This is a genomic window from Methyloparacoccus sp. NF-16, assembly GCF_056880625.1.
In genome coordinates, this window is the sequence record NZ_CP174130.1 from 1,292,999 (window position 1) to 1,314,035 (window position 21,037).

The following is a 21,037-nucleotide window of genomic DNA, read 5'->3' on the forward strand; positions in this document are numbered from 1 at the left end:
CGCCGGGCCGATGGCTGGTCTGCCTCGGGGTAGAATCAAGTTTTTGGTTCCGCATCGCCCATGAGCCTGAGAGCCCGACTGCTGTGGATGGTCCTGCCGTTTCTGGCCCTCGCCGTGCTGGTTCTGGCCGTCGGCATGAGCTGGTTCTCGCGCCAGACCGTGCTACGCCAGGCAATGCAGGACGGTCAGCTGCTGAGCAGTGTGCTGGCCCGCAGCATCGAGGTCAGCCAGAGCACCCGGCAGGGCATGGAATTCATGATCGCCCGCGATCTCATGAGCTCGGCCGGCATCCTGGCGCACTTCGTCGCCGTTGCCGAGGCCTGCCAGCTGCCGGCCGCTGCCATCACCGAGCGATTGCGGAGCATGGTGAGCCCCGACAACCTGTCGGAAATCTGGATCACCGACGTTCGTGGACATGCCTACCTGCATACCGTGCCGGACATCGACTTCCAGTTTTCCCCCGATCCCGCCCTCCAGCCGCAGGCATCGGCATTCTGGCCGCTGCTGTCGCCCGCGCCGCCACCTGCCGTCGTCCAGCAGCTCAAGCCGCGCGAGGTGGATGGCCAGCCCTTCAAGTATGTCGGCGTTCCGGGTGTCGATCAGCCGCGGATCGTGCAGGTGGGGCTGGACGGCCACATGCTGGCCGGGATGCTGGATTCGCTGGGCGTGCAGGAACTGCTGGACCATATCGTGGAAGAGGGCGACATCCAGCGCGTATGGGTGGTGAACCGGCAGGCCGAGGTCGAGAACATGGCCATGCGTGGCGGCACGGGACCGAAGCCGGCTCCAGCCGAGCCGGACCTGCGCCTGCTGAGGGACGTCATGGCCCAGGGCCGGGCCGGGAGCCGGCTGGACGAGGATTACATCGCCATCGCCGCGCCGCTGGCGCTGTTGCCGAATCTTGCCGACGGCGGGGGGCGACAGCGGCCGGACGCGAAAGCCCTACCGACCGGTGCCCTGCTGCTGCATGTTTCCATGGGCATGCTGGATCGCCTGCTGGTGCGCGAAGTCTGGGTCGCCATCGCAACGGCCGCCCTGGCCTTGCTGCTGGGCACCTGGCTGGCGGCGGCCTTCGCCCGGCGCATCGTCCGGCCGGTCGAGCTTGCCGCGGCTGCCGCCGAGAAGGTGTCGGCGGGCGACCTGACGGTGGAACTGGTGGCGCCGGGCCGGGACGAAATCGGTAAGCTGATCAACGCCCTGGGCCGGATGGTGGCCTATCTGAACGCGCTGATCGGCCAGGTGCAGCGCTCGACCATCGACCTGGTCTCGACCGCCAACAGCCTCAGCGCCATGTCCAAGACCCAGAGCGAGGAGGTCAACAACCTCGGCTCCACCACCACCGAGATCGCCGCCGCCACCCAGGAAATCTCCGCCACCTCCGAGGAGCTGCTCGGCACCATGGCCGGCCTGACCCAGGTGGCCGACCAGACCACCGCCCTGGCCAACGCCGGCCAGGCCTCGCTGGGTCACATGGAAGGGGCGATGCGCGCCCTGGCGGAGGCCACCCAGTCGATCTCCGGGCGGCTGGGCCTGATCAACGAGAAGGCCAACACCATCGGCAGCGTCACCACCACCATCACCCGGATCGCCGACCAGACCAACCTCCTGTCGCTGAACGCCTCGATCGAGGCCGAGAAGGCCGGGGAATACGGCCTTGGCTTCGCCGTGCTGGCACGGGAGATTCGCCGGCTGGCGGATCAGACCGCGGTAGCCACCCTCGACATCGAGCAGATGGTCAAGGAAATGCAGGACTCGGTGACCGGCGGGGTGATGGAGATGGACAAGTTTGCCGAACAGGTCAACCGCAGCGTGGCCGACACCGGTGTGATCAGCCAGCGGTTCGGCGAGATCATCCAGCAGGTGCAGGCGCTGCTGCCGCAGTTTGACGCCGTGCACGAAGGCATGCGGGCGCAGTCGGCGGGTGCGCGGCAGATACGCGACGCCATGGTCAGCCTGACCGAGAGCGTGCGGGTGTCGGTACGGGCGCTGGAGGCGACCACCACGGCCACCCATCGGCTGGAGGGGGCCATTGACGAGCTGCGTGGCGAGATCTCGGCATTCCGGCTGCGCGGGGAGGGCTGACGGCGCGGTTCGCGGTTGGCCGGGCCGGTCGCCCGCGCGCGGCCTAGGACCGGATCCGCAGGACCTTGGCGCCGCGGGTATGGTGGTGCTTGAGGGCGACCAGCGCCCGGTTGGCGTCAGCCAGCGGGTACTCCTCCACGACCGGGCGGATCGGGATGCGGGCGGCCAGCGACAGGAATTCGGAGACATCGGCGCGGGTTACGTTGGCGACGCTCTGTATCCGTTTTTCCAGCCATAGATGCCGGGGGTAATCGAGTCGCAGCAGGGCCGCCTTGTCCGACTCCTCCTTGCGGATGGCGTTGATGACCAGCCGTCCGCCGGGCAAGAGGTTGGCCAGCGCGGCGAGCACGGTGTTCCAGGCCGGCGTGGTATCGATGATGGCCGCCAGGGGTTCGGGCGCGGCGGCGGTGACCTCGCCCGCCCAGGCAGCCCCCAGGGCGATGGCGAATGCCCGTTCCTCGGCCTGGCGGGCGAAGACGAAGACAGGCGATGCCGGAAAGCGGAACCGGGCCAGCTTCAGGACCAGATGGGCCGACGCGCCGAATCCCATGAGACCCAGCGGCTGACCGTCCCGGAGCTTTGCCAGCCGCAGGGAGCGATAGCCGATGGCGCCGGCGCAGAGCAGCGGAGCGGCCTCGGCGTCGCCATAGATATCGGGTATCGCGTAGGTGAACGCGGCCGGCACGACCATGCGTTCGGCATAGCCGCCATGGACATCCCGGCCCGTGGCCCGGAAATCGGGGCAGAGGTTTTCGCACCCCGCGAGGCACTGCGGGCAGTGGCCGCAGCTCGAATGTATCCAGGCCACGCCCAGCCGTTTGCCCACCGGGATGCCGGTGACACCCGCGCCGGTTTCCAGCACCCGGCCGACCACCTGATGGCCAGGGATGACCGGCAGCCGGGGGGGCGGGGTTCGGCCCTCGATCTCGTCGAGCTCGGTATGGCAGACGCCGCAGGTCAGCACGTCCAGCAGCACTTCCCCGTCGCCCGGCGTGGGGTCCCGCCAGTTCCGCAGCCGCAGGGGCGCGCTGCCCTCGGGCAGTTCGGCTAGCGATTCCAGGATCATGGCCTTCATGCGTGGACTCCGGCAGGGACGGTAGCCCTCATTATCGCGGCAAACGGGGCTCTCCGGGAGCGGACCGGGGCGGAGAGGTACGGCGATCCGTCACTGATAGACCAGCTGGACCGGCTCCTCGTCATGCAACGCCCGCAACTGTTTCAGCAGGGGCTCCTCGGGCCGGACGCGCCAGCGTTCGCCCAGGTGCATGAGGGTCTCGGCGCCGCGGCTGCGGAATTCGACGAACACCTGGCAATGGCCGCCCGTATAGGGTTCCAGCAGGTCCCTCAGCGACGCGACGCTCGTGTCGCCGGCGCCATTGGGCGACGGCTCGCGCCACTTCAGGATCAGTCGCTTCGCGAACTCGACCCGTGCCGCCTCGATGCTCATCAGACGCTCGGCGCCAAGCCGCAGCTGGCCGGCGAAGTCGTCCCAGCTCAGGTTGCCTTCAGCCACCAGCAGCGTGTCCTTGACCAGGTATTCGCGACAGCGGTCGAAGGCTTCCGAGAAGATGGCGACCTCCAGCCGGCCGGTCCGGTCGTCCAGGGTCACGAATGCCATGCGCTTGCCGTTCTTGTTCTGCTTGGTGCGCAGATCCACGATCAGTCCGGCCACCACCGCCCTGATTTCCTGGCGCCGGCCATAGCCGCTTTCGGTGCCGCCGCTGCGGTCGTGCTTCTCGGCGAGCGGGCCGAGCCGGTCGCTGATGAAGTGGGTGATGTCCCGTTCGTAGGCGGTGATGGGGTGACCGGTCAGATAGAGGCCCAGGGTGGCCTTTTCCTGGCTGAGGCGTTCCGCCTCGGGCCAGGGTTCCACCTCCGGCATGGCCGGGTCGTTCGACGCGGGCGCCGGCTCGTCCGACAGCCCGAACAGGTCATCCTGACCGGAAGCCGCCATGGCGCCATGCTGCTCGGCGGCCCTGAGGGCGTCGCCCAGCGCCGCCATGTGGTGGGCGCGGTTGGGGTCGAGGCTGTCCAGCGCGCCGGCGCGGATCAGGGCCTCCAGCACACGGCGGTTGACCTTGCGGCCGTCGATGCGCCGGCAGAGATTGCGCAGGTCGCGGAACGGGCCGTTGCGGCGACGCTCTTCCAGGATATCGCCGATAGCGCTTTCGCCGACACCCTTGATGGCGCCCAGCCCGTACTGGATGACGCCGTCATCCTGGGCCGAGAAACGGAACTCCGAGCGGTTGATGTCGGGCGGGAGGAGGGCCAGCTTCATGTTGCGGCATTCCTCGATGAACACCACGACCTTGTCGGTCTTGTCCATGTCCGAGGACAGCACCGCCGCCATGAAGGCCGATGGATAGTGCGCCTTGAGCCAGGCCGTCTGGTAGGAGACCAGGGCATAGGCTGCCGAATGCGACTTGTTGAAACCGTAGCCGGCGAACTTCTCCATCAGGTCGAAGATGTAGCCGGAAATGGCCGGGTCGATGCCCTTCGCCGTGGCGCCGCCGACGAAGATTTCCCGCTGCTTGGCCATCTCCTCCGGCTTCTTCTTGCCCATGGCGCGGCGCAGCAGGTCGGCGCCGCCCAGGGTGTAGCCGGCCATGTCCTGGGCGATCTTCATCACCTGTTCCTGGTAGACGATGACGCCGTTGGTGGGCTTGAGGATGGGTTCCAGGAGCGGGTGCGGGTACTCGGCCTGCTGCTTGCCGTGCTTGACGTTGATGTAGTCGTCGACCATGCCCGACTGCAGGGGGCCGGGCCGGAACAGCGCCACCAGGGCGATGATGTCCTCGAAGCAGTCCGGCCGGAGCCGCTTGATCAGGTCCTTCATGCCGCGCGATTCCAGCTGGAACACGGCGGTGGTCTGACAGCTCTTCAGCAGCTCGTAGGCGGCCGGATCATCGAGCGGAATCTGGGCGATATCGATGGCGGCCTCGCCCCGGCCGGCCCGCTGGCGGTTGATGGTCTGCAGCGCCCAGTCGATGATGGTCAGCGTCCGCAGGCCGAGGAAGTCGAACTTGACCAGGCCGATGGCTTCGACATCGTCCTTGTCGAACTGGGTGACCAGGTTGTCGCCGCCGGCCTCGCAATAGAGCGGGCAGAAGTCGGTGAGATCGGTGGGCGCGATCACCACGCCGCCGGCATGCTTGCCGGCGTTGCGGGTCAGGCCCTCCAGCGACTGCGCCAGGTCGATCAGTGCCCGCACCTCGTCGTCGGCTTCGTACAGTGCCCGCAGGTCCTCGCTGTCCTGCAGGGCCTTTTCGAGGGTGATGCCAAGCTCGAACGGGATCAGCTTGGCGATGCGGTCGACGAAACCGTAGGGATGGCCGAGCACGCGTCCGACATCGCGGACCACGGCCTTGGCCGCCATGCTGCCGTAGGTGATGATCTGCGACACGCGGTCGCGACCATAGGTGCGGGCGACATAGTCGATCACCTCGTCGCGGCGATCCATGCAGAAATCGACGTCGAAGTCGGGCATGGAGACCCGCTCCGGATTGAGGAAGCGCTCGAACAGCAGCTCGAATTCGATCGGGTCGAGGTCGGTGATCTTGAGGGCGTAGGCCACCAGCGAGCCGGCGCCCGAGCCGCGCCCCGGGCCGACGGGTATGCCATGCTGCTTGGCCCACTGGATGAAGTCGGCGACGATCAGGAAGTAGCCGGGGAAATCCATCTGGTTGATGACGCCGATTTCCAGCTCCAGCCGCTCCTGGTAGGACCGGGTGCGCTCCTCCAGCGAGTCCTTGCCGACCGGGGCGCGCACCGCCAGGCGCTCGCGCAGGCCCTGGCGGGAGGCTTCGGCGAAATAATCGCCGGTGCTCATGCCGGCCGGCACCGGGTACTGGGGCAGGAAGTTCTGGCCCAGGGTCAGCCTGAGGTTGCAGCGCTTGGCGATTTCGACGGCGTTTTCCAAGGCCTCGGGCAGATCGGCGAACAGCTCGGCCATCTCCGCCGGGCTCTTGAGATACTGCTGATCGGTGTAGTCGCGAGGCCGCCGCGGATCCTCCAGCACCCGCCCCTGATGGATGCAGACGCGGGCTTCATGGGCGTCGAACTCGCTGGCATGCAGGAAGCGCACATCGTTGGTGGCGACGACCGGCAGCGCCAGTTCCGTGGCCAGCGCCACGGCGGCATCCAGGTAGATATCCTCGTGCGGCCGGCCGGTGCGCTGCAATTCCAGGTAGAAGCGGTCCGGAAAGATGCCCTGCCAGTATCCGGCCAGCTGCCGGGCCTCTTCCCAGTTGCCGGCCAGCAGGGTCCGGCCGATCTGTCCCTGCCGTCCGCCGGACAGGGCGATCAGCCCGGCATTGCGCTCTTCCAGCCAGTGTGGCACGACCTGTGCCACGCCCTGGTGCTGGTTCTCTCGGTAGGCGCGGGACAGCAGTTCGCTGAGGCTGCGATAGCCGGTCTCATCCTGGACCAGCAGGGTCAGCAGGTAGGGCGAGGCCGGTTCGGCGGCATTGTAGAGCAGCACGTCGGCGCCGGTGATCGGCTTGACGCCGGCGGACTGGGCCGCCTTGTAGAACTTGACCAGCGAGAAGAGATTGGTGTGGTCGGTGACGGCCACCGCCGGCATGCCCAGTTTGGCGCATTGCCTGACCAAGGCCTTGATGTCGATCAGACCGTCGATCAGCGAGTACTCGGTGTGCAGACGCAGGTGGACGAAGGCGGGCGGGTTCATCGCGCGTCGGCTCAGCGGGACAGGGCGATTTCATCCAGGCACAGCTCCAGCGACTGGCGCCAGTCCGGCAACTGGAGGCCGAATGTCCGGGCGAGCCGGTCGCCGGCCAGCACCGAATAGGCTGGCCGTCGGGCAGGGGTCGGATATTCGGCTGTCGCGATGGGCCGGAGCCGGGCGGCCGTCGCTTCCAGCAGACCCCGGGCCAGGGCCAGCTCCCGGATGGCGGCGGCGAAGCCGTACCAGCTGGTGACGCCGGCAGCGGTCAGGTGGTAGGTACCGGCGTGATCGGCCAGCGCGAAGCGGTCCCGATCAAGACAGCGCGCCAGCATCAGGGCGGTGGCCTCGGCAATCAGCCGGCTCCAGGTGGGAGCGCCGATCTGGTCGTCGACGATGCCGAGGTTGTCGCGCTCGCGCATCAGACGGAGCATGGTCAGCAGGAAATTCTGTCCGCGGCCGCCGTAGATCCAGGCCGTGCGCAGGATCAGGTGGGGAATGCCGGCGGCACGGATGACCGCCTCGCCGGCGAGCTTGCTGAGCCCGTACTGGCCGAGCGGAGCGGTCGGATCGTCCTCGCGATAGGGGCGGCCGGCATCGCCTGCGAACACGTAGTCGGTCGAGTAGTGCACCAGGCCGCACCCGGCGGCGCGCGCCGCCTGCGCCAGGATGCCGACGGCCTCGGCGTTGATCCGCCGCGCCTGTTCGGGTTCCTGCTCGGCCCGGTCGACCGCGGTGTAGGCGGCGGCATTGACGATCAGCTGCGGTCGCAATTCGCGCACGGTCTTGGCGAGCGTTTCCGGGCGGGCCAGGTCGATGGCCGGCGCGCCGGTGCGTCCCAGGGCCACGACCTCGCCCAGGCAGGCCAGGGTGCGGCGCAGTTCCCAGGCGAGCTGACCGTCCCGACCGATCAGCAGGATGGCCGGTTTCACCATACGCTCAGGGCATCGCGCGGGAAGTCGCCAAGAGGCCGGCCCTGGCGATCCTTGGGCGAGAGCTCGGGCTGTTCGAGCGGCCAGCGGATGCCGATGTTGGGGTCGTTCCAGAGCAGGCTGTGCTCGCTGCCGGGATCGTAGAAACCGGTGCACTTGTAGGCGAACAGGGCGGTTTCGCTGGTGACGCAGAAGCCGTGCGCAAAGCCTTCCGGGACGAACAGCTGCCGATGGTTTTCCGCCGACAGGGTTTCGCCGTACCACTGGCCGAAGGTCGGGGAATCGGCCCGCACGTCGACGGCCACGTCGAAGACCTCGCCCTGCAGGACGTACACCAGCTTGCCTTGCGGCCCCGGATTCTGGAAATGCAGCCCCCGCAGGATGCCGCGGCGCGACCAGGACAGGTTGTCCTGCACGAACTGCCGGTCCAGGCCGGCTTCCGCGTAGCGCCGCTGGTGCCAGGTTTCCTGGAAAAAGCCGCGCTCGTCGCCGAAGACGTCCGGCTGGACTCGCAACAGGCCGGGGAGCGGCGTGGTTTCGATGATCATGCCGGCCGCTCCATGGTCAGGAGACGCAGGAGATACTCGCCGTAGTGGCTCTTGCGCAGGGGTTCCGCCTGCGCGGCAAGCTGTTCCGAGCTGATCCAGCCCTGACTCCAGGCGATTTCCTCGGGGCAGCTGACCTTGAGGCCCTGGCGCTGCTCGATGGTCTGGATGAAGTTGGATGCCTGCAGCAGCGAGTCATGGGTGCCGGTATCGAGCCAGGCGATGCCGCGGCCCAGCTTTTCCACCTGCAGCTGCCCCAGGGCCAGATAGAGGTTGTTGATGTCGGTGATCTCCAGTTCGCCCCGGGCGCCCGGCTTCAGGTCGCGGGCCATGTCGATGACCTGGTGATCGTAAAAGTACAGGCCGGTCACGGCGTAGTTGGACTTCGGCGCCCTGGGTTTCTCGACCAGGCTGACCACCCGGCCTGCGGCATCGAATTCGGCCACGCCGTAGCGTTCCGGATCCTGGACCCAGTAGCCGAACACGGTGGCGCCCTCCGGTCGGGCCGCCGCCCGGGCGAGGGTTTCGGTAAAGCCATGGCCGTAGAAGATGTTGTCGCCGAGGATCAGGCAGGAGCGATCCCGGCCGATGAAGTCGCGCCCGATGACGAAGGCCTGTGCCAGTCCCTCGGGCCGCGGTTGCTCGCGGTAGCTGAGCGCCATGCCCCACTGGCTGCCGGCGCCCAGCAGCCGCTGGAACATCGGCGCGTCGTGCGGCGTGGTGATGATGAGCACGTCGCGAATGCCGGCCAGCATGAGCACCGACAGCGGGTAGTAGATCATCGGCTTGTCGTAGACCGGCAGCAGCTGCTTGCTGGTCACGTGGGTGAGCGGGTGCAGCCGGGTGCCGGAGCCGCCGGCGAGAATGATGCCTTTCAGGGTCGACATAGGGCAGGGAGACTCGGAGCGTGTGGTGTCGGGGATGCGGTGTCCTGGCGAGGGTGGCTCAGCCGGCCGTGCCGGTGCCCAGCCGCTCGCCGCGATAGCTGCCGTCCATGACCCGCTGACACCAGTTCTGGTGGTCCAGATACCAGCGCACGGTCTTGCGCAGCCCGGTCGCGAAGGTTTCGCTCGGCACCCAGCCCAGCTGCGAGGCGATCTTGCCGGCGTCGATGGCGTAGCGCCGGTCGTGTCCCGGGCGGTCGGTGACGAAGTTGATCAGCTGACGGTGCGGCCTGTGCGGTGAATCCGGGCACAGTTCGTCCAGCAGATCGCAGAGCGCCTGTACCACCGACAGGTTGGTCAGCTCGTTGTTGCCGCCGACATTGTAAACCTCGCCCGGCGTGCCGGCTTCCAGTACCCGCTCGATCGCCCGGCAGTGGTCTTCCACGTACAGCCAGTCGCGGACATTCGAGCCGTCACCGTAGACCGGCAGCGGCCGGCCCGCCAGGGCGTTGTGGATCATCAGGGGGATCAGTTTTTCCGGAAACTGGAAGGGCCCATAGTTGTTGGAGCAGTTGGTGGTCAGGACAGGCAGGCCATAGGTATGGAAATACGCCCGCACCAGATGGTCGGAACTGGCCTTGGAGGCGGAATAGGGCGAGTTGGGTTGGTAGGGCGTGGTCTCGGTGAACCTGCCGCTGGGCCCGAGGCTGCCGTAGACCTCATCGGTCGACACATGCAGGAAGCGGAACCGGTTCCGGGCGTCATCCGCCAGGTTGCGCCAGTAGCGGCGGGCCGCTTCCAGCAACTGGAAGGTGCCGAGGATATTGGTCTGGATGAAGGCCTCGGGTGAGTCGATCGAGCGATCGACATGGCTCTCGGCGGCAAAATTGACGATGGCCGTGGGTTGGTGGCGGAGCAGCAGATAATCCACCAGCGCGCTGTCGCCGATCGAGCCGAGCACGAAATTGTGGTTCGGGTGATCCTCCACGCTGTCCAGAGTATCCAGGTTGCCGGCATAGGTGAGCGCGTCCAGGTTGACGATCTCCGTATCGCCGCGCTGTATCTGGCGAATGACGAAATTGCCGCCGATGAACCCGGCGCCGCCGGTAACGAGTAGGGTCTGGGTGGTCTGCATCAAGCGACTCCGGCTGGGTTTGCGCGTGGAATTGGGCCCGTCGCATTGGTGGGCAACGATGGCCGGTAGGAGAGACGGGGCCGTTCCGCCTGTCTGCCCGTATAGCAGATCATCGGGCGACCGGCTGTCGGCGACGGAATCCGGGCAGGCGCCCGCGATTCATATGGCCGTGGCACCGCGATAATGCCGCGAATTCTACCGCATCGCCGGCGGGTCGGGAGCGTCCCGCGGGTGACCGCGGAAGGATCGGGCGGGGCTATCCGGGCTCGCCCGATCCGGAGGGGGAAGTTAAGTGGATAGGGGGATTGGTGACATTGCTGGCGATTCCGGAGTGCCGTGGCGGTTCCTGTTCCTTTCGCCAATTCCTCTATCTACGTGGCTTGACGGTCCTGTCGCTGCTCGCCGGAGGCGAGGAGCGTCCGCCGAGTGTGCCTCAGTCCAGGGCGGTGACTTCTACCTTGCCGATACCGCGGAGGCCGATGGCGCGGGCAGCCGCCTGGGAAAGATCGATCAGGCGGCCGCGCGAAAAGGGCCCACGGTCATTGATCTCGACGACGACGGATTCATTGTTGGCCAGATTGGTCACCCGCACATGGGAGTTCAGGGGCAGGGACTTGTGCGCCGCGGTCAGCGCATGCCGGCTGAAGCGTTTCCCGGAGGCGGTCTTGTGGCCATCGAAACCGGGACCGTACCAGGAGGCATGGCCCACGGCCTGGTAGGCCATGGTCTCGCCGGAAGCCAGCAAGGTTGTCGCAAACAAGAGCTTTTTGATCATTTTTCACCTCGATCATAGGTTGTCATGAGCCATGGGTTGCATGGTTTCATCACGGGTTGAGCAATCTCGCGCCCACGCGAAACGGTCTTCGGTGGAGGCCGATCCCGTTTGCGGTGTCAGGTGCCAGGATTGCCGGGGAGAATCAGCCTCTCGGCTGACAGGCCAGGAACCCACCGTCGCCGGGCGGCGATTGCCACGTCGGTTTCGCGCTGGGTACCGTTCGGTTCACGGACGCCATGGCCCGTGGATGTTGTTCAGGTAAGTCGCATGGACTGGTTGACAGTGGTTACAGTGTAACCATGATGGTGGGCGACGATCAAGCCCCGGCCGACGGTGCCGCCACTGCCGCCTTGCCGTATGGGCGGCATGCCTCCCCGATACCGCGCCCGGATGGTCAGGATGGGTGTTGTGCCGTTCTAGCTTGGCGATGCGCCGGCGTCGCGTGACCTGAGCTTGCGCATTTCCACCGGAGAAATGCGTCCGCGGGCGGAAACCTTGTCGTAAATCTCGCCGAAGGCCTGCTTGCAATAGGGCAGCTGCTCCCGCAGGTGGTCGTAGGCGCTGTGGTCGAACATGCGGCGGAAATCGGTTTCACTCAGCAGGGTCTTGGCGTAGAGCGCCTGGTAGCCGTGGTGCTCGATGACGAAGCGCTCCAGCAAGGGCAGGGCGGTGCGGCCGTCGAAGCCCGCCTTTTTCGCTGTGCCATAAGCGCCGATGTCCACGTACATTTCGTCGACCTTGCCCCGGGCGTCCCGATACGGGTGGACCAGCCCCAGGTGCCGGGGATTGTCGAAGATTGCCATCGGCGAGAGCCACAGTGGGTAGATGTCGAAGTGCTCGTCGAAGTATTCGATGGACTGTTTCAGCCAGGCCATCGGCATCAGCATGTCCTGTACCACATGATGCTTTTCGCGCAGCCGGCGGGTGGTCTCGGTCTCGGTGTATTTCAGCAGTTCGATGCGCGGCGGCAGCGCCCAGCCCAGCAGCCAGCGGAACAGCGGATGATTGCCGAACGGGATGATCTCCTCCATTGCCCAGAAATAGCTCCGGGTGTGGCGGTGCAGATAATCGCGCAGGGGAACGTACTCGACCACCGGCCGGCCGGCCTTGAGCAGGCTCTCGACATGCTTGTAGAACCAGGGCTGGTACCAGCGGCCGATGCGGTTGACCGGACCCTCCTGCCCCGGCCTGTCGGTCAGCGTCCCGGTCATGATGACGCCGGTATCGCGGCTGTAGACCAGTGCCTCGACGTACTCGTTGGCGTCAACCTTGCGGCATTCGCGGTCGAAGCCCGCACACAGCTCGTCCAGGGTGGTGACCGGCTGGTAGTGGACGCGGACGTATTGCCGCGCCGGAATGATCTTCAGCTCCGCGGCGACCAGGAAACCCAGCGTGCCATGGCTCCAGGGGATCAGATGGAACAGCTCGCTGTTCTCGGTGGCGCTGCAATGCACCCGTTTGCCCTCGGCGGTGACGATGTCGAAGGACTCGCAGATGTACTGGAACAGGCCGTACTTGTGGCTGCTGGTCTCGACGCCGAAGCCCATGATCAGTCCGCCGACGGTGAGGTCATCCAGCTCCGGCACCACCGGCAGGATCCAGCCCTGGGCGATCAGGGTGCGCGAGACCTGTCCCATGCTGGCCAGCGGCTCCACCCGGACGGTCCCCTTTTCGGTGTTGATCTCCAGGACATCGTAGAGGCTGATGCGGATGTTGCGCCGCGACAGTTTGTACTTCGGCACCATCTCGCTCATGGCCTGCCAGCCCGAGCGGGCGGTACAGAGCTGTTCCCTGGCGCCGGCCTGCTGCCAGTCCTCGATCTGCCGGATCACGTCCCGAACCCGCTGCTCGTGCCGGCTCGGGGCCGAACGCAGGCGAAACAGGATATGGTTGCGCAGGTAGACGTAACTGCTGTAGAGGCAGGAGATCGGCAACAGCACCAGCGTGGCGAACAGCCCGCGGTGATGGGTCAGGATGTACTCGAACAGTTGGCCGGCCGGCTGCTTGTCTTGGCTCATGGAAACCCGTGCTTGGTGGCATTGTCGGCGGTTGCGCAGATTTCGACATGGTACCATTGGCGGCTTATGCGAGACTGCGTCAAATATCGATGGGCCACGGCAAGATACTGCTGACGGGGGCGACCGGCCATCTCGGGGCCAACCTGCTCAGGCGTCTGCTCGCCGACGGCGAGGAGGTCAGGATTCTGGTGCGCCCCGGGCGCGACAACGGTGCCCTGGCCGGGCTCGATGTGGAGCGGGTCGAGGGCGATCTGCGCGAGCGGGGCTCGGTGTTCCAGGCCATGCGTGGTTGCGACCGCATCCACCATTGTGCCGCCCTGGTCTCGACCATCCACGGCAATGCCGCGCACCGGCGCGAGGTGTTCGATACCAATGTCCTGGGCACTCGCCATGTGCTGGATGCCGCGCTCGAGCTGGGTGTCGACAAGGTTGTCGTCTCGGGTTCTCTGAGCGCCACCGGCTACGAGGGGGATCGGCCCAGTCACGAGGCGATGCCGTTCTATCCCTTCGATCGGCATCTGCCCTACGGTTTCACCAAGCATCTGGTGGAGCACCATTGCCTGCAGGCGCATGCCGATGGACTGAACGTGGTGGTGGCCACCTCCTGCGCCATCGTCGGTCCCCATGATTACGTCCCCTCGCGTATCGGACAGGTGCTGGTCGACTACGCTCACGGTCGCCTGCGAGCCTATATTCCGGGCGGATTCGAGTTCGTCTCCGCGCGCGACATGGCCGAGGGGCATGTGCTGGCCATGCAGGCAGGGCGTTCGGGACAGAAATACATCTTCAGCACGGCCTATTCCAGCGTCGATGACCTGCTGGGGCTGTTCGGCGAGGTCACGGGCAAGCCCAAACCCCGCCTGCGCCTGCCGCCGCCGGTCATGGCCGCCATGGCCGAAGTCGCCGACAGGACCTGGTTCCGGGTTTTCCCCAATCGTCCGCGCCGCTTCACGCCGGCGGCGGTGCGCCTGCTGCGCATGCGGCGCCGTGCAGACCACGGCAAGGCACGCGAGGAACTGGGATTCCGTCCCACCTCGTTGCGCGATGCCGTGCGGGACGCCTACGAGGATTTCGTGCGCCGGGGCGTCATTCGGCCTCGCTGACCGGGGCGCCGCACGTCCCGCGCTGTCCATCACCCAAGCCATGGAGACCATCGCCCATGCGGAATACCCTGCACCCGACCCGAGAGACCTTGCCGCCGCCCACCTTTGAGGACGCCCGCAATACCCGCCAGAAGGCCCGCGCCTCGGGTCTCGATCCCGAGCGCTGGTATGCGGTCGAATACGATCAGGCCATCAAGAAGGGCGAGGTCAGGGAAATCGTCTTTTGGAACCTCTCCATCGCCGTATTCCGGGGCGAGGACGGGGTCCTGGGCGCGGTACAGAACCGCTGTCCGCATCGGCACCTCAAGCTCAGTCATGGCGCCGTCGACAAGTGCCAGCTGCGCTGCGCCTACCATGGCTGGTCCTTCGACCGTGACGGCTGGCTGACCGACTATTCCCACGACAGCTTCGGCAAGTCGCTGATCAAGCACCAGCTGCGCACCTACCCCATCCAGGTGCTGTATGGCCTGATCTGGATCTTCCCGGGCGATGCGGAGCAGGCGGAAACCCTCCGGCCGCCACAGATCCCCGAGCTGCTGCGTGACGATCCCTGGGCCGGTTTCACCGTCGACTACACCTGGAAGACCCATCATTCCATGGTGATCGACAATATCTGCGACTTCGCCCATGCCTTCCTGCACCGGAAGTACCAGCCCTTCGTCGACGCCAAGCTGACCCATTACGAGGCCGATGACGACCGGGTCTATCTGACCTACGACACCTACATGGCCGAGGGCAAGTTCTCCAAGTATTTCGTCAACCGTCAGCGCGTCAACACGCGGTCCATCGAAATCTGCTACGAGTACCCCTACCAGTGGTCGAACACCGGTGACAGCATCAAGCATTACTGCTTCCTGCTGCCTATCGACGAGCGCACCACCCGGGTGTTCTTCGTGTTCTATTTCGACAGCGTGAAGATCCCACTGATCGCCATGAACGCGCCCAAGTGGCTGACCCAGATGGTGCTCAACGCCTCGGTGCCGCTGCTGTTCAAGCCCTTGCTGGCCGAGGACGGGGTGGCGCTGGAGGCGGAGCAGATCGGTTACGATGCCCATTGGGATGCCCCGCCGATCGAGCTCAACCCCGTGGTGCCGCTGTTGCAGAAGCTGACCGTGCAGAAGTGGCAGGATTTCCTGGACCGTTCCGGGCCTGTCCGGGTCGCCCGCCGCCAGGCGGGCTAGGGGGTACGCGCGCCGGATGGAGGGCTGTCCGGCGCCGGGGTTTTTGCCGTCAGTCCGGTTGCTGCCCCGCCGGCTGCGATGCCAGGCCGGCCTGGCTCAGGATCTCGTCGAGCAGCCGCGGGAAGCTCTGCAGGCCGTGGTTGCCACCCTCGATGACGGTCTGGCGGGCACCCGCATAGCGTGACACCGCCTCGCGGTAGTCGAGCATCTCATCGCCCGTCTCCACGATCAGCCAGAACCGCGACGGCTGCCGTAGCGTCGGCACAGCCAGCGCCTTAAGTTCCTCGAGTGGCGCCCGGTGAACGCGAAGGTCTCGCCCGTGTAGAGATTGGTGTGGGTGCCGATCCAGGGTTGCAGCGTCCTGTCGGCATAGGTGGCGGGGTTGATCAGGATGGCCCGCAGGTCGTGTTTCTCGGCCAGGTAGGTGGCGTAGTAACCGCCCAGCGAGCTGCCGATGAGCACGGGTTTGCCATCCTGGGCGGCAATGGCGGCCTCGACCTGGTCGATGGCCTGACGTGGGCTGACCGCCAGTTGCTCGCACCAGAGCCGATCGCCGAGCCCCTGCTGCTGCAGGCGGGTGTGCAATAGCCGAGCCTTGGTCGAAGTCGGTGCCGAACGGAAGCCGTGCAGGTAGATGATCATCGGGTGAGGTGCTGGTGGGTGGCCGGCGATGCGAGGGCGCCGCCCCCGCGATTGCTCGGCGGGCAGCAAGGCGTTAGGCTTTGCCATAATCTGTATCTGGGTCGTAAGGATATCAACCGGAGGCAATCCCGATGAAAGGCGATAAAAAAGTCATCAAGCATCTCAACAAGGTCCTGTCGAATGAGCTGACCGCGATCAACCAGTACTTTCTGCATGCCCGCATGTTCAAGAACTGGGGGTTGAGCAAGCTGAACGAGAAGGAGTACCACGAGTCCATCGACGAGATGAAGCATGCCGACCGGGTGATCGAGCGCATCCTCTTTCTGGAGGGATTGCCGAACCTGCAGGATCTGGGCAAGCTCAAGATCGGCGAGCATACCAAGGAGATGCTGGAATGCGATCTCGCCCTGGAGCATGAGGCGCTTCCCGAACTGAAGGAGGCGATCGCCTACTGTGAACAGATCGGCGATTTCGTCAGTCGCGACCTGTTCCAGTCGATACTGGAAAGCGAGGAGGAACATATCGACTGGATCGAGACCCAGCTCGATCTCATCGCCCGGATCGGCGAACAGAACTATCAGCAGTCGATGATGTGATTGCGGGGGCAATGCAGAGCCGTTCTCCCGTCTCCACCATTCGCGACGCCTGCCGGATCGGCCGATCCGGCAGGCGTTCTGTTACGCGGCCGTCAGCAGATGGCGGTCATGATGCCGGATTTCGTCGACGCACTCGCTGATCAGCTGTCGGGCTTCCGGTGCGCACTTGCCACACTGGTCGCAGGCGCCCAGTTCGCGGCGCAGGCCACGCAGATTGCGTACCCCCTTATCGCGCACGCACTTCCTGATCTGGCTGTCGGTCACGCTTTTGCAAATGCAGACGTACATGGCTTGTTCATCCGGTGGAGTCGGATGACATCCTAGAGCAAACAAGAACGGTTATCAATAGGCGCCGATGTCATTCCCTCTGCCGTGGTAACCGATTCCAGTCACGCCTACAGCTGCGCCTGGAGATAGTTGTCCAGTCCGATCTTGCCGATCAGTCCCAGCTGGGTTTCCAGCCAGCGGGTGTGATCCTCCTCCGTGTCCCTGAGCAATTCCAGCAGCAGGTCGCGGGTCGGGTAGTCCCGGACCTTTTCGCACAGGGCGATGGCCTCCCGCAGCTCGGCAATCACCCGGTACTCGAGGCTCAGGTCGTTACCGAAGATTTCCGGCACATCGCGCCCGATGTGCAGCGGTTGCCGCTGATCCAGGCTGGGGATCTCGCCGAAAAACAGGATGCGGCGTATCAGCGCGTCGGCATGTCCCTGTTCCTCCTGCATTTCATGGGCGAGATGTTCATGGAGCCGGGTCAGGCCCCATTCCCGGCACAGCCGGCCATGGAGGAAATACTGGTCGATGGCGGTCAGCTCGCCGGCCAGCAGATGATTGAGCGTGGCGATGACATCGGGATGGCCTTGCATTGCGGTATCTCCTGTAAAGAGGGGCTGCGGCCTGGGTGACAGGCGCCCGGTAGAAACGGTAATCTGCCAGTGAAGTGCGTATACTAACTCGCTTTGAAAAGCCAGCAGCGACTGGCGCGCCGTTTCTTCCTCAATCCCCCCGTTGCCATGACCGAAATCCAGTACGAGTTGCGCGAGAAGGATTTGCTCGCGTTCAACGATCATCAGCTGAAAAGTGCCGAAAAGCTGCAAAAGACCCTGCGCCGGCATCAGGCGACCATACCCGGCCTCATGATCCTGATCGCCATGGTCGTGTGGTTTTATTACCAGGATACGCTGACGGCCGCCTGGATCGGCGTTGCCGCGGTGGTTTGGGGGCTGGCGGCGCCGTTCTACATTCGCTGGAGCACGCGGCGCAAGATTGCCCGCCTGTACACGGACGAGGACAAGACCCGCATCCTTGGCGACTACACGCTGCGGATCGAGCCCAAGGAACTGGTGGAGCAGAGCAAGGAAGGCGAATCGCGCATACGCTGGGACGACATCCTGCGCATCGAGGCGATCAAGAATTATGCCTTCATCTTCGTCTCGCTGGATTCGGCGCTGATCATCCCCCGGGCTACCGTCAAGCAGGGTGACATCGTCGAGTTCTTCAAGGAAGCCGAAAAGCGCATTGAAAAGGCGTCCTGATCCCGGCTCCGGCCAGCGCCAGACTTCGCGGATTCCAGCATGATCAATGCCCGCTCGCTGACCCTGCGCCGCGGCACCAAGGTTCTGTTCGAGAATGCCAGCTTCACTCTCAACCGGGGTGACCGGATCGGCATCACCGGCGCCAATGGTGCCGGGAAATCGAGCCTGTTCGAACTCATGCTCGGGCACCTGCAGCCCGAGGCCGGCGATCTGAGTCTGCCGCCCGGCCTGGAAATCGCCCATGTCGCCCAGGAAACCCCGGCGGTCGAGGATACGGCGCTGGATTACGTGCTGGAGGGCGATCGCGAGCTCAGGTCGATCCAGTACCAAATCAGCGAAGCCGAGTTGGCCGGCGATGGTCTCGGACTGGCGCAACTCCACGTCCGCTTCGAGCAGATTGGCGGCTACGACGCGCAGGCCCGCGCGGCGCGCCTGCTCCGTGGACTGGGTTTCGCGCCGGGGCAGGAGACCTGGCGGGTATCGCAGTTCTCCGGCGGCTGGCGGGTACGTCTCAATGTCGCCCAGGCGCTCATGTGCCGGTCCGACATCCTGCTGCTGGACGAACCCACCAACCATCTCGACCTGGATGCCGTGATCTGGCTGCAGGACTGGCTGGCCGGCTATCCCGGCACGCTGTTGCTGGTGTCCCACGACCGCGACTTTCTGGACGATCTCGCCACCCACATCCTGCACATCGAGCAGGGCCGAGTCAGCCTGCACACCGGCAATTACAGCGCCTTCGAAACGCGCCGGGCGGAGATGCTGGCGCAACAGCAGGCGGCCTACCAGCGGCAGCAGCGGGAACTGCAACGCATCCAGGGCTTCGTCGACCGCTTCCGTGCCCAGGCCACCAAGGCCCGGCAGGTACAGAGCCGCATCAAGGCACTGGACCGCATGCGCCTCATCGCGCTGGCGCAGGCGGATTCGGCGCTGGAATTCCGCTTCGAGCGCCCGGAACGGTCGCCCTCGCCGCTGCTCAAGCTGGAGGCGGCCGCGGCCGGTTACGGGGCGCAGGCCATCCTCGACGGTGTGGGGCTGACCATCAACCCCGGCGACCGGATCGGCCTCCTGGGTCCCAATGGCGCGGGCAAGTCCACCCTGATGAAGGTCCTGGCCGGCGCGTTGCCGATCCAGGCCGGCGAACGCCTGCCGGCACAGGATCTCCGGATCGGCTATTTCGCCCAGCACCAGCTGGAGCAGTTGCGCCCGGAGGAAAGTCCCCTGTGGCATCTGCAGCGCCTCGATGGCCGGGCGGGCGAAAAGGAGCTGCGCAATTACCTCGGCGGTTTCGGCTTTCGCGGCGAGCAGACGCTCGCTCCCATCGGCCCCTTCTCGGGTGGCGAGAAGTCCCGGCTGGTTCTGGCCTTGCTGGTGTACCAGCGGCCCAATCTCCTGCTGCTCGATGAGCCAACCAATCACCTCGATCTGCAGACCAGGGACGCGCTGAGCCTGGCCTTGCAGGATTACGAGGGTGCCCTGGTGGTGGTCTCGCACGACCGCTACCTGCTGCGAACGGTTGCCGATGATCTCTGGCTGGTTGCCGATGGCCGGGCAAGCCCCTTCGACGGCGATCTCGACGACTATCGCCGCTGGCTGGGCGAGCATCGCCTGTCCCTGGCCGGGAGATCGCAGCCGGCTGATGCGTCCTCGCCCAGGCCGCAGCGGCGCCAGGCCGCCGACCGGCGGCGGGCGCTCAGACCGCTGATGAGCGCGGTCGAGAAGGCCGAACAGGCCATGAACCACTGGCTGGTCCAGCGTCAGGCGATCGAGGAAAAGCTGGCCGATCCCGGGCTGTATCTGTCTTCGGCCAGGGACAGCCTGCAATCGCTGCTGGCCGAGCGGACCCGCATCGAGGCCGCCATCGCCGAAACCGAGCACCGCTGGCTGGTCGCCGCGGAAGCGCTGGAAGCCGCCACGGACGAATAGCCCTCTGCCATCGCGTTCGCCAATGCCCCTGATCAAGCTGTTCCTGGACATCTGCCGGTTTCGCCTTGGCCCCCAGGACGTGCCCCGGTCCGGTTTCCTGCTGGGTCTGGTGCTGGCCCTGAATGCCCTGGCCAGCCTGTTGCTGGGGCTGCTGGAGGTCGACATGGCGACGGCAGGGTTGCAGACTCTGGTGGCGCTGGCCCTGTTGACGGCGTTCATCTTCGCCAGTCTGCGCCTCTCGCGCCATCCCGGCCGGTTCCAGCAGACGCTGACGGCGGCGCTGGGCTGCGATGCGCTCATCACGGCGCTCGCGCTTCCGCTGTTGGCCGCCGGTCTGCTGCTGCCGTCGGTGCAGGTGACCGTCAGCCTGATGCTGCTGGCCACCATGCTGTGGGAAATCGCCGTGATCGGGCATATCCTGCGGCATGCCCTGGGCTTGCCCTATCTGGCCGGACTGGTGGTGTCGCTGGTCTATACCATGCTGAGCCTGAAAGTCATGGCAACCGTTTTCCCCGCGCTGCATTAACACTGGAGGATGCGATGACCTACGCAACCATTCTGCTGGCCCATGACTTCTCGGCCGGCGGCGGCAAGGCACTGGAGCAGGCGGCGGCGCTGGCCGGAACGTTCGGCGCCCAGCTGCACCTGCTGCACATCGTCGAATATCTGCCACCGGTCGATACCTCGTTCGGCACCGTCTCGCCATTCGAGGTTGATCTCACCGACCAGATGATCGCCTCGGCCAGGAAGCGCGTGCACGCCTTGGCGGGCGAGCAGGGCATCGCCGTCGATCATTGCTGGGTCGAGGTTGGCAGCCCGAAGCTGGAGATCATCCGCATCGCCAGGGAAATCGGCGCCGACCTCATCGTCCTCGGCACCCATGGGCGGCATGGGCTGGGGCTGCTGCTGGGTTCCACCGCCGCAAGCGTGGTCAACCACGCCCCGTGCGACGTACTGGCGGTGCGCCTGCGGGACGCGGATTGACCCCGGCCCCGGCGAGTACCG

At 65.7% G+C, this 21,037-nt stretch carries 18 protein-coding genes and 1 pseudogene; 8 read left to right on the plus strand and 11 right to left on the minus strand.

The features are described 5' to 3' along the window. Nucleotides 1-60: 60 nt before the first annotated feature. Nucleotides 61-2,082, plus strand: coding sequence for a methyl-accepting chemotaxis protein (locus tag ACH5N8_RS06210; protein WP_483282916.1), 2,022 nt, complete (start codon nucleotides 61-63; stop codon nucleotides 2,080-2,082). Nucleotides 2,083-2,125: 43 nt separating this feature from the next. On the opposite strand, the gene ACH5N8_RS06215 is transcribed toward ACH5N8_RS06210, so the two are convergent. The 8 genes from ACH5N8_RS06215 to ACH5N8_RS06250 all read right to left on the minus strand — a co-directional run bounded on the left by ACH5N8_RS06215 (nucleotide 2,126) and on the right by ACH5N8_RS06250 (nucleotide 13,052). Beyond that, nucleotides 2,126-3,157 (minus strand): zinc-dependent alcohol dehydrogenase family protein, encoded by a 1,032-nt coding sequence (locus ACH5N8_RS06215; protein WP_483282917.1) that lies wholly within the window; start codon nucleotides 3,155-3,157, stop codon nucleotides 2,126-2,128. Between the two features lie 90 nt (nucleotides 3,158-3,247). Further along, complete coding sequence (gene dnaE, locus ACH5N8_RS06220; protein WP_483282918.1) at nucleotides 3,248-6,769, minus strand: DNA polymerase III subunit alpha; 3,522 nt, start codon at nucleotides 6,767-6,769, stop codon at nucleotides 3,248-3,250. A gap of 11 nt (nucleotides 6,770-6,780) precedes the next feature. Next, entirely contained in the window at nucleotides 6,781-7,698 is a 918-nt protein-coding gene (gene rfbD, locus ACH5N8_RS06225; RefSeq protein ID WP_483282919.1) for a dTDP-4-dehydrorhamnose reductase, read from the minus strand. Beyond that, nucleotides 7,692-8,243 (minus strand): dTDP-4-dehydrorhamnose 3,5-epimerase, encoded by a 552-nt coding sequence (gene rfbC / locus ACH5N8_RS06230; RefSeq protein WP_483282920.1) that lies wholly within the window; start codon nucleotides 8,241-8,243, stop codon nucleotides 7,692-7,694. Before rfbC ends, rfbD begins: the two co-directional genes overlap by 7 nt. Further along, nucleotides 8,240-9,127, minus strand: coding sequence for a glucose-1-phosphate thymidylyltransferase RfbA (gene rfbA, locus ACH5N8_RS06235; protein WP_483282921.1), 888 nt, complete (start codon nucleotides 9,125-9,127; stop codon nucleotides 8,240-8,242). The genes rfbC and rfbA overlap by 4 nt, the downstream gene beginning before the upstream one ends. Nucleotides 9,128-9,185: 58 nt before the next feature. Then, a complete protein-coding gene (rfbB, locus tag ACH5N8_RS06240; protein ID WP_483282922.1) occupies nucleotides 9,186-10,259 on the minus strand; it encodes a dTDP-glucose 4,6-dehydratase in 1,074 nt (357 codons plus the stop codon). Nucleotides 10,260-10,692: 433 nt separating this feature from the next. Further along, nucleotides 10,693-11,034, minus strand: a complete 342-nt coding sequence (locus ACH5N8_RS06245) for a septal ring lytic transglycosylase RlpA family protein (protein WP_460027551.1) — start codon at nucleotides 11,032-11,034, stop codon at nucleotides 10,693-10,695. Between the two features lie 416 nt (nucleotides 11,035-11,450). Next, nucleotides 11,451-13,052, minus strand: a complete 1,602-nt coding sequence (locus ACH5N8_RS06250) for an FAD-binding oxidoreductase (RefSeq protein WP_483282923.1) — start codon at nucleotides 13,050-13,052, stop codon at nucleotides 11,451-11,453. A gap of 89 nt (nucleotides 13,053-13,141) precedes the next feature. Here ACH5N8_RS06250 and ACH5N8_RS06255 point away from each other — a divergent pair, with 89 nt between their 5' ends. Beyond that, nucleotides 13,142-14,155 (plus strand): NAD-dependent epimerase/dehydratase family protein, encoded by a 1,014-nt coding sequence (locus ACH5N8_RS06255; protein ID WP_483282924.1) that lies wholly within the window; start codon nucleotides 13,142-13,144, stop codon nucleotides 14,153-14,155. Nucleotides 14,156-14,211: 56 nt separating this feature from the next. Then, nucleotides 14,212-15,336: a Rieske 2Fe-2S domain-containing protein gene (locus ACH5N8_RS06260; protein ID WP_483282925.1), complete on the plus strand. Its 1,125-nt coding sequence runs from the start codon at nucleotides 14,212-14,214 to the stop codon at nucleotides 15,334-15,336. Nucleotides 15,337-15,385: 49 nt separating this feature from the next. Here ACH5N8_RS06260 and ACH5N8_RS06265 read toward each other — a convergent pair. Beyond that, nucleotides 15,386-16,065, minus strand: a pseudogene (locus tag ACH5N8_RS06265) (YqiA/YcfP family alpha/beta fold hydrolase). Nucleotides 16,066-16,109: 44 nt separating this feature from the next. Between ACH5N8_RS06265 and bfr (ACH5N8_RS06270) the strand changes: the two are divergent. Continuing rightward, entirely contained in the window at nucleotides 16,110-16,574 is a 465-nt protein-coding gene (gene bfr / locus ACH5N8_RS06270; RefSeq protein WP_460027556.1) for a bacterioferritin, read from the plus strand. Nucleotides 16,575-16,655: 81 nt separating this feature from the next. Here bfr (ACH5N8_RS06270) and ACH5N8_RS06275 read toward each other — a convergent pair whose 3' ends face one another. Both ACH5N8_RS06275 and bfr (ACH5N8_RS06280) read right to left on the minus strand, forming a co-directional pair. Then, on the minus strand, nucleotides 16,656-16,862 hold the full coding sequence (locus tag ACH5N8_RS06275; RefSeq protein WP_483282926.1) for a (2Fe-2S)-binding protein: 207 nt from the start codon (nucleotides 16,860-16,862) through the stop codon (nucleotides 16,656-16,658). 107 nt (nucleotides 16,863-16,969) lie between these two features. Next, nucleotides 16,970-17,437, minus strand: coding sequence for a bacterioferritin (gene bfr, locus ACH5N8_RS06280; protein ID WP_483282927.1), 468 nt, complete (start codon nucleotides 17,435-17,437; stop codon nucleotides 16,970-16,972). 93 nt (nucleotides 17,438-17,530) lie between these two features. On the opposite strand from bfr (ACH5N8_RS06280), the gene ACH5N8_RS06285 reads away from it, so the two are divergent. The 4 genes from ACH5N8_RS06285 to ACH5N8_RS06300 are packed head-to-tail and all read left to right on the plus strand — an operon-like array spanning nucleotide 17,531 to nucleotide 21,016. Next, nucleotides 17,531-18,106: a YcxB family protein gene (locus tag ACH5N8_RS06285; protein WP_460027559.1), complete on the plus strand. Its 576-nt coding sequence runs from the start codon at nucleotides 17,531-17,533 to the stop codon at nucleotides 18,104-18,106. A gap of 39 nt (nucleotides 18,107-18,145) precedes the next feature. Beyond that, nucleotides 18,146-20,032 (plus strand): ABC-F family ATP-binding cassette domain-containing protein, encoded by a 1,887-nt coding sequence (locus tag ACH5N8_RS06290; RefSeq protein ID WP_483282928.1) that lies wholly within the window; start codon nucleotides 18,146-18,148, stop codon nucleotides 20,030-20,032. 22 nt (nucleotides 20,033-20,054) lie between these two features. After that, nucleotides 20,055-20,558 carry a hypothetical protein gene (locus tag ACH5N8_RS06295; protein ID WP_483282929.1) on the plus strand — a complete coding sequence of 168 codons (504 nt, stop codon included), beginning with the start codon at nucleotides 20,055-20,057 and terminating at the stop codon, nucleotides 20,556-20,558. A gap of 14 nt (nucleotides 20,559-20,572) precedes the next feature. Further along, entirely contained in the window at nucleotides 20,573-21,016 is a 444-nt protein-coding gene (locus ACH5N8_RS06300) for a universal stress protein (RefSeq protein ID WP_483282930.1), read from the plus strand. Nucleotides 21,017-21,037: the final 21 nt, after the last annotated feature.

What these genes read in the sequence shown, in the direction of transcription:
- ACH5N8_RS06210 (WP_483282916.1), top strand. Translation starts at nt 61, where the DNA reads ATGAGCCTGAGAGCCCGACTGCTGTGGATGGTCCTGCCGTTTCTGGCC.
- ACH5N8_RS06215 (WP_483282917.1), bottom strand. Translation starts at nt 3,157, where the DNA reads ATGAAGGCCATGATCCTGGAATCGCTAGCCGAACTGCCCGAGGGCAGC.
- dnaE (WP_483282918.1), bottom strand. Translation starts at nt 6,769, where the DNA reads ATGAACCCGCCCGCCTTCGTCCACCTGCGTCTGCACACCGAGTACTCG.
- rfbD (WP_483282919.1), bottom strand. Translation starts at nt 7,698, where the DNA reads ATGGTGAAACCGGCCATCCTGCTGATCGGTCGGGACGGTCAGCTCGCC.
- rfbC (WP_483282920.1), bottom strand. Translation starts at nt 8,243, where the DNA reads ATGATCATCGAAACCACGCCGCTCCCCGGCCTGTTGCGAGTCCAGCCG.
- rfbA (WP_483282921.1), bottom strand. Translation starts at nt 9,127, where the DNA reads ATGTCGACCCTGAAAGGCATCATTCTCGCCGGCGGCTCCGGCACCCGG.
- rfbB (WP_483282922.1), bottom strand. Translation starts at nt 10,259, where the DNA reads ATGCAGACCACCCAGACCCTACTCGTTACCGGCGGCGCCGGGTTCATC.
- ACH5N8_RS06245 (WP_460027551.1), bottom strand. Translation starts at nt 11,034, where the DNA reads ATGATCAAAAAGCTCTTGTTTGCGACAACCTTGCTGGCTTCCGGCGAG.
- ACH5N8_RS06250 (WP_483282923.1), bottom strand. Translation starts at nt 13,052, where the DNA reads ATGAGCCAAGACAAGCAGCCGGCCGGCCAACTGTTCGAGTACATCCTG.
- ACH5N8_RS06255 (WP_483282924.1), top strand. Translation starts at nt 13,142, where the DNA reads ATGGGCCACGGCAAGATACTGCTGACGGGGGCGACCGGCCATCTCGGG.
- ACH5N8_RS06260 (WP_483282925.1), top strand. Translation starts at nt 14,212, where the DNA reads ATGCGGAATACCCTGCACCCGACCCGAGAGACCTTGCCGCCGCCCACC.
- bfr (WP_460027556.1), top strand. Translation starts at nt 16,110, where the DNA reads ATGAAAGGCGATAAAAAAGTCATCAAGCATCTCAACAAGGTCCTGTCG.
- ACH5N8_RS06275 (WP_483282926.1), bottom strand. Translation starts at nt 16,862, where the DNA reads ATGTACGTCTGCATTTGCAAAAGCGTGACCGACAGCCAGATCAGGAAG.
- bfr (WP_483282927.1), bottom strand. Translation starts at nt 17,437, where the DNA reads ATGCAAGGCCATCCCGATGTCATCGCCACGCTCAATCATCTGCTGGCC.
- ACH5N8_RS06290 (WP_483282928.1), top strand. Translation starts at nt 18,146, where the DNA reads ATGATCAATGCCCGCTCGCTGACCCTGCGCCGCGGCACCAAGGTTCTG.
- ACH5N8_RS06295 (WP_483282929.1), top strand. Translation starts at nt 20,055, where the DNA reads ATGCCCCTGATCAAGCTGTTCCTGGACATCTGCCGGTTTCGCCTTGGC.
- ACH5N8_RS06300 (WP_483282930.1), top strand. Translation starts at nt 20,573, where the DNA reads ATGACCTACGCAACCATTCTGCTGGCCCATGACTTCTCGGCCGGCGGC.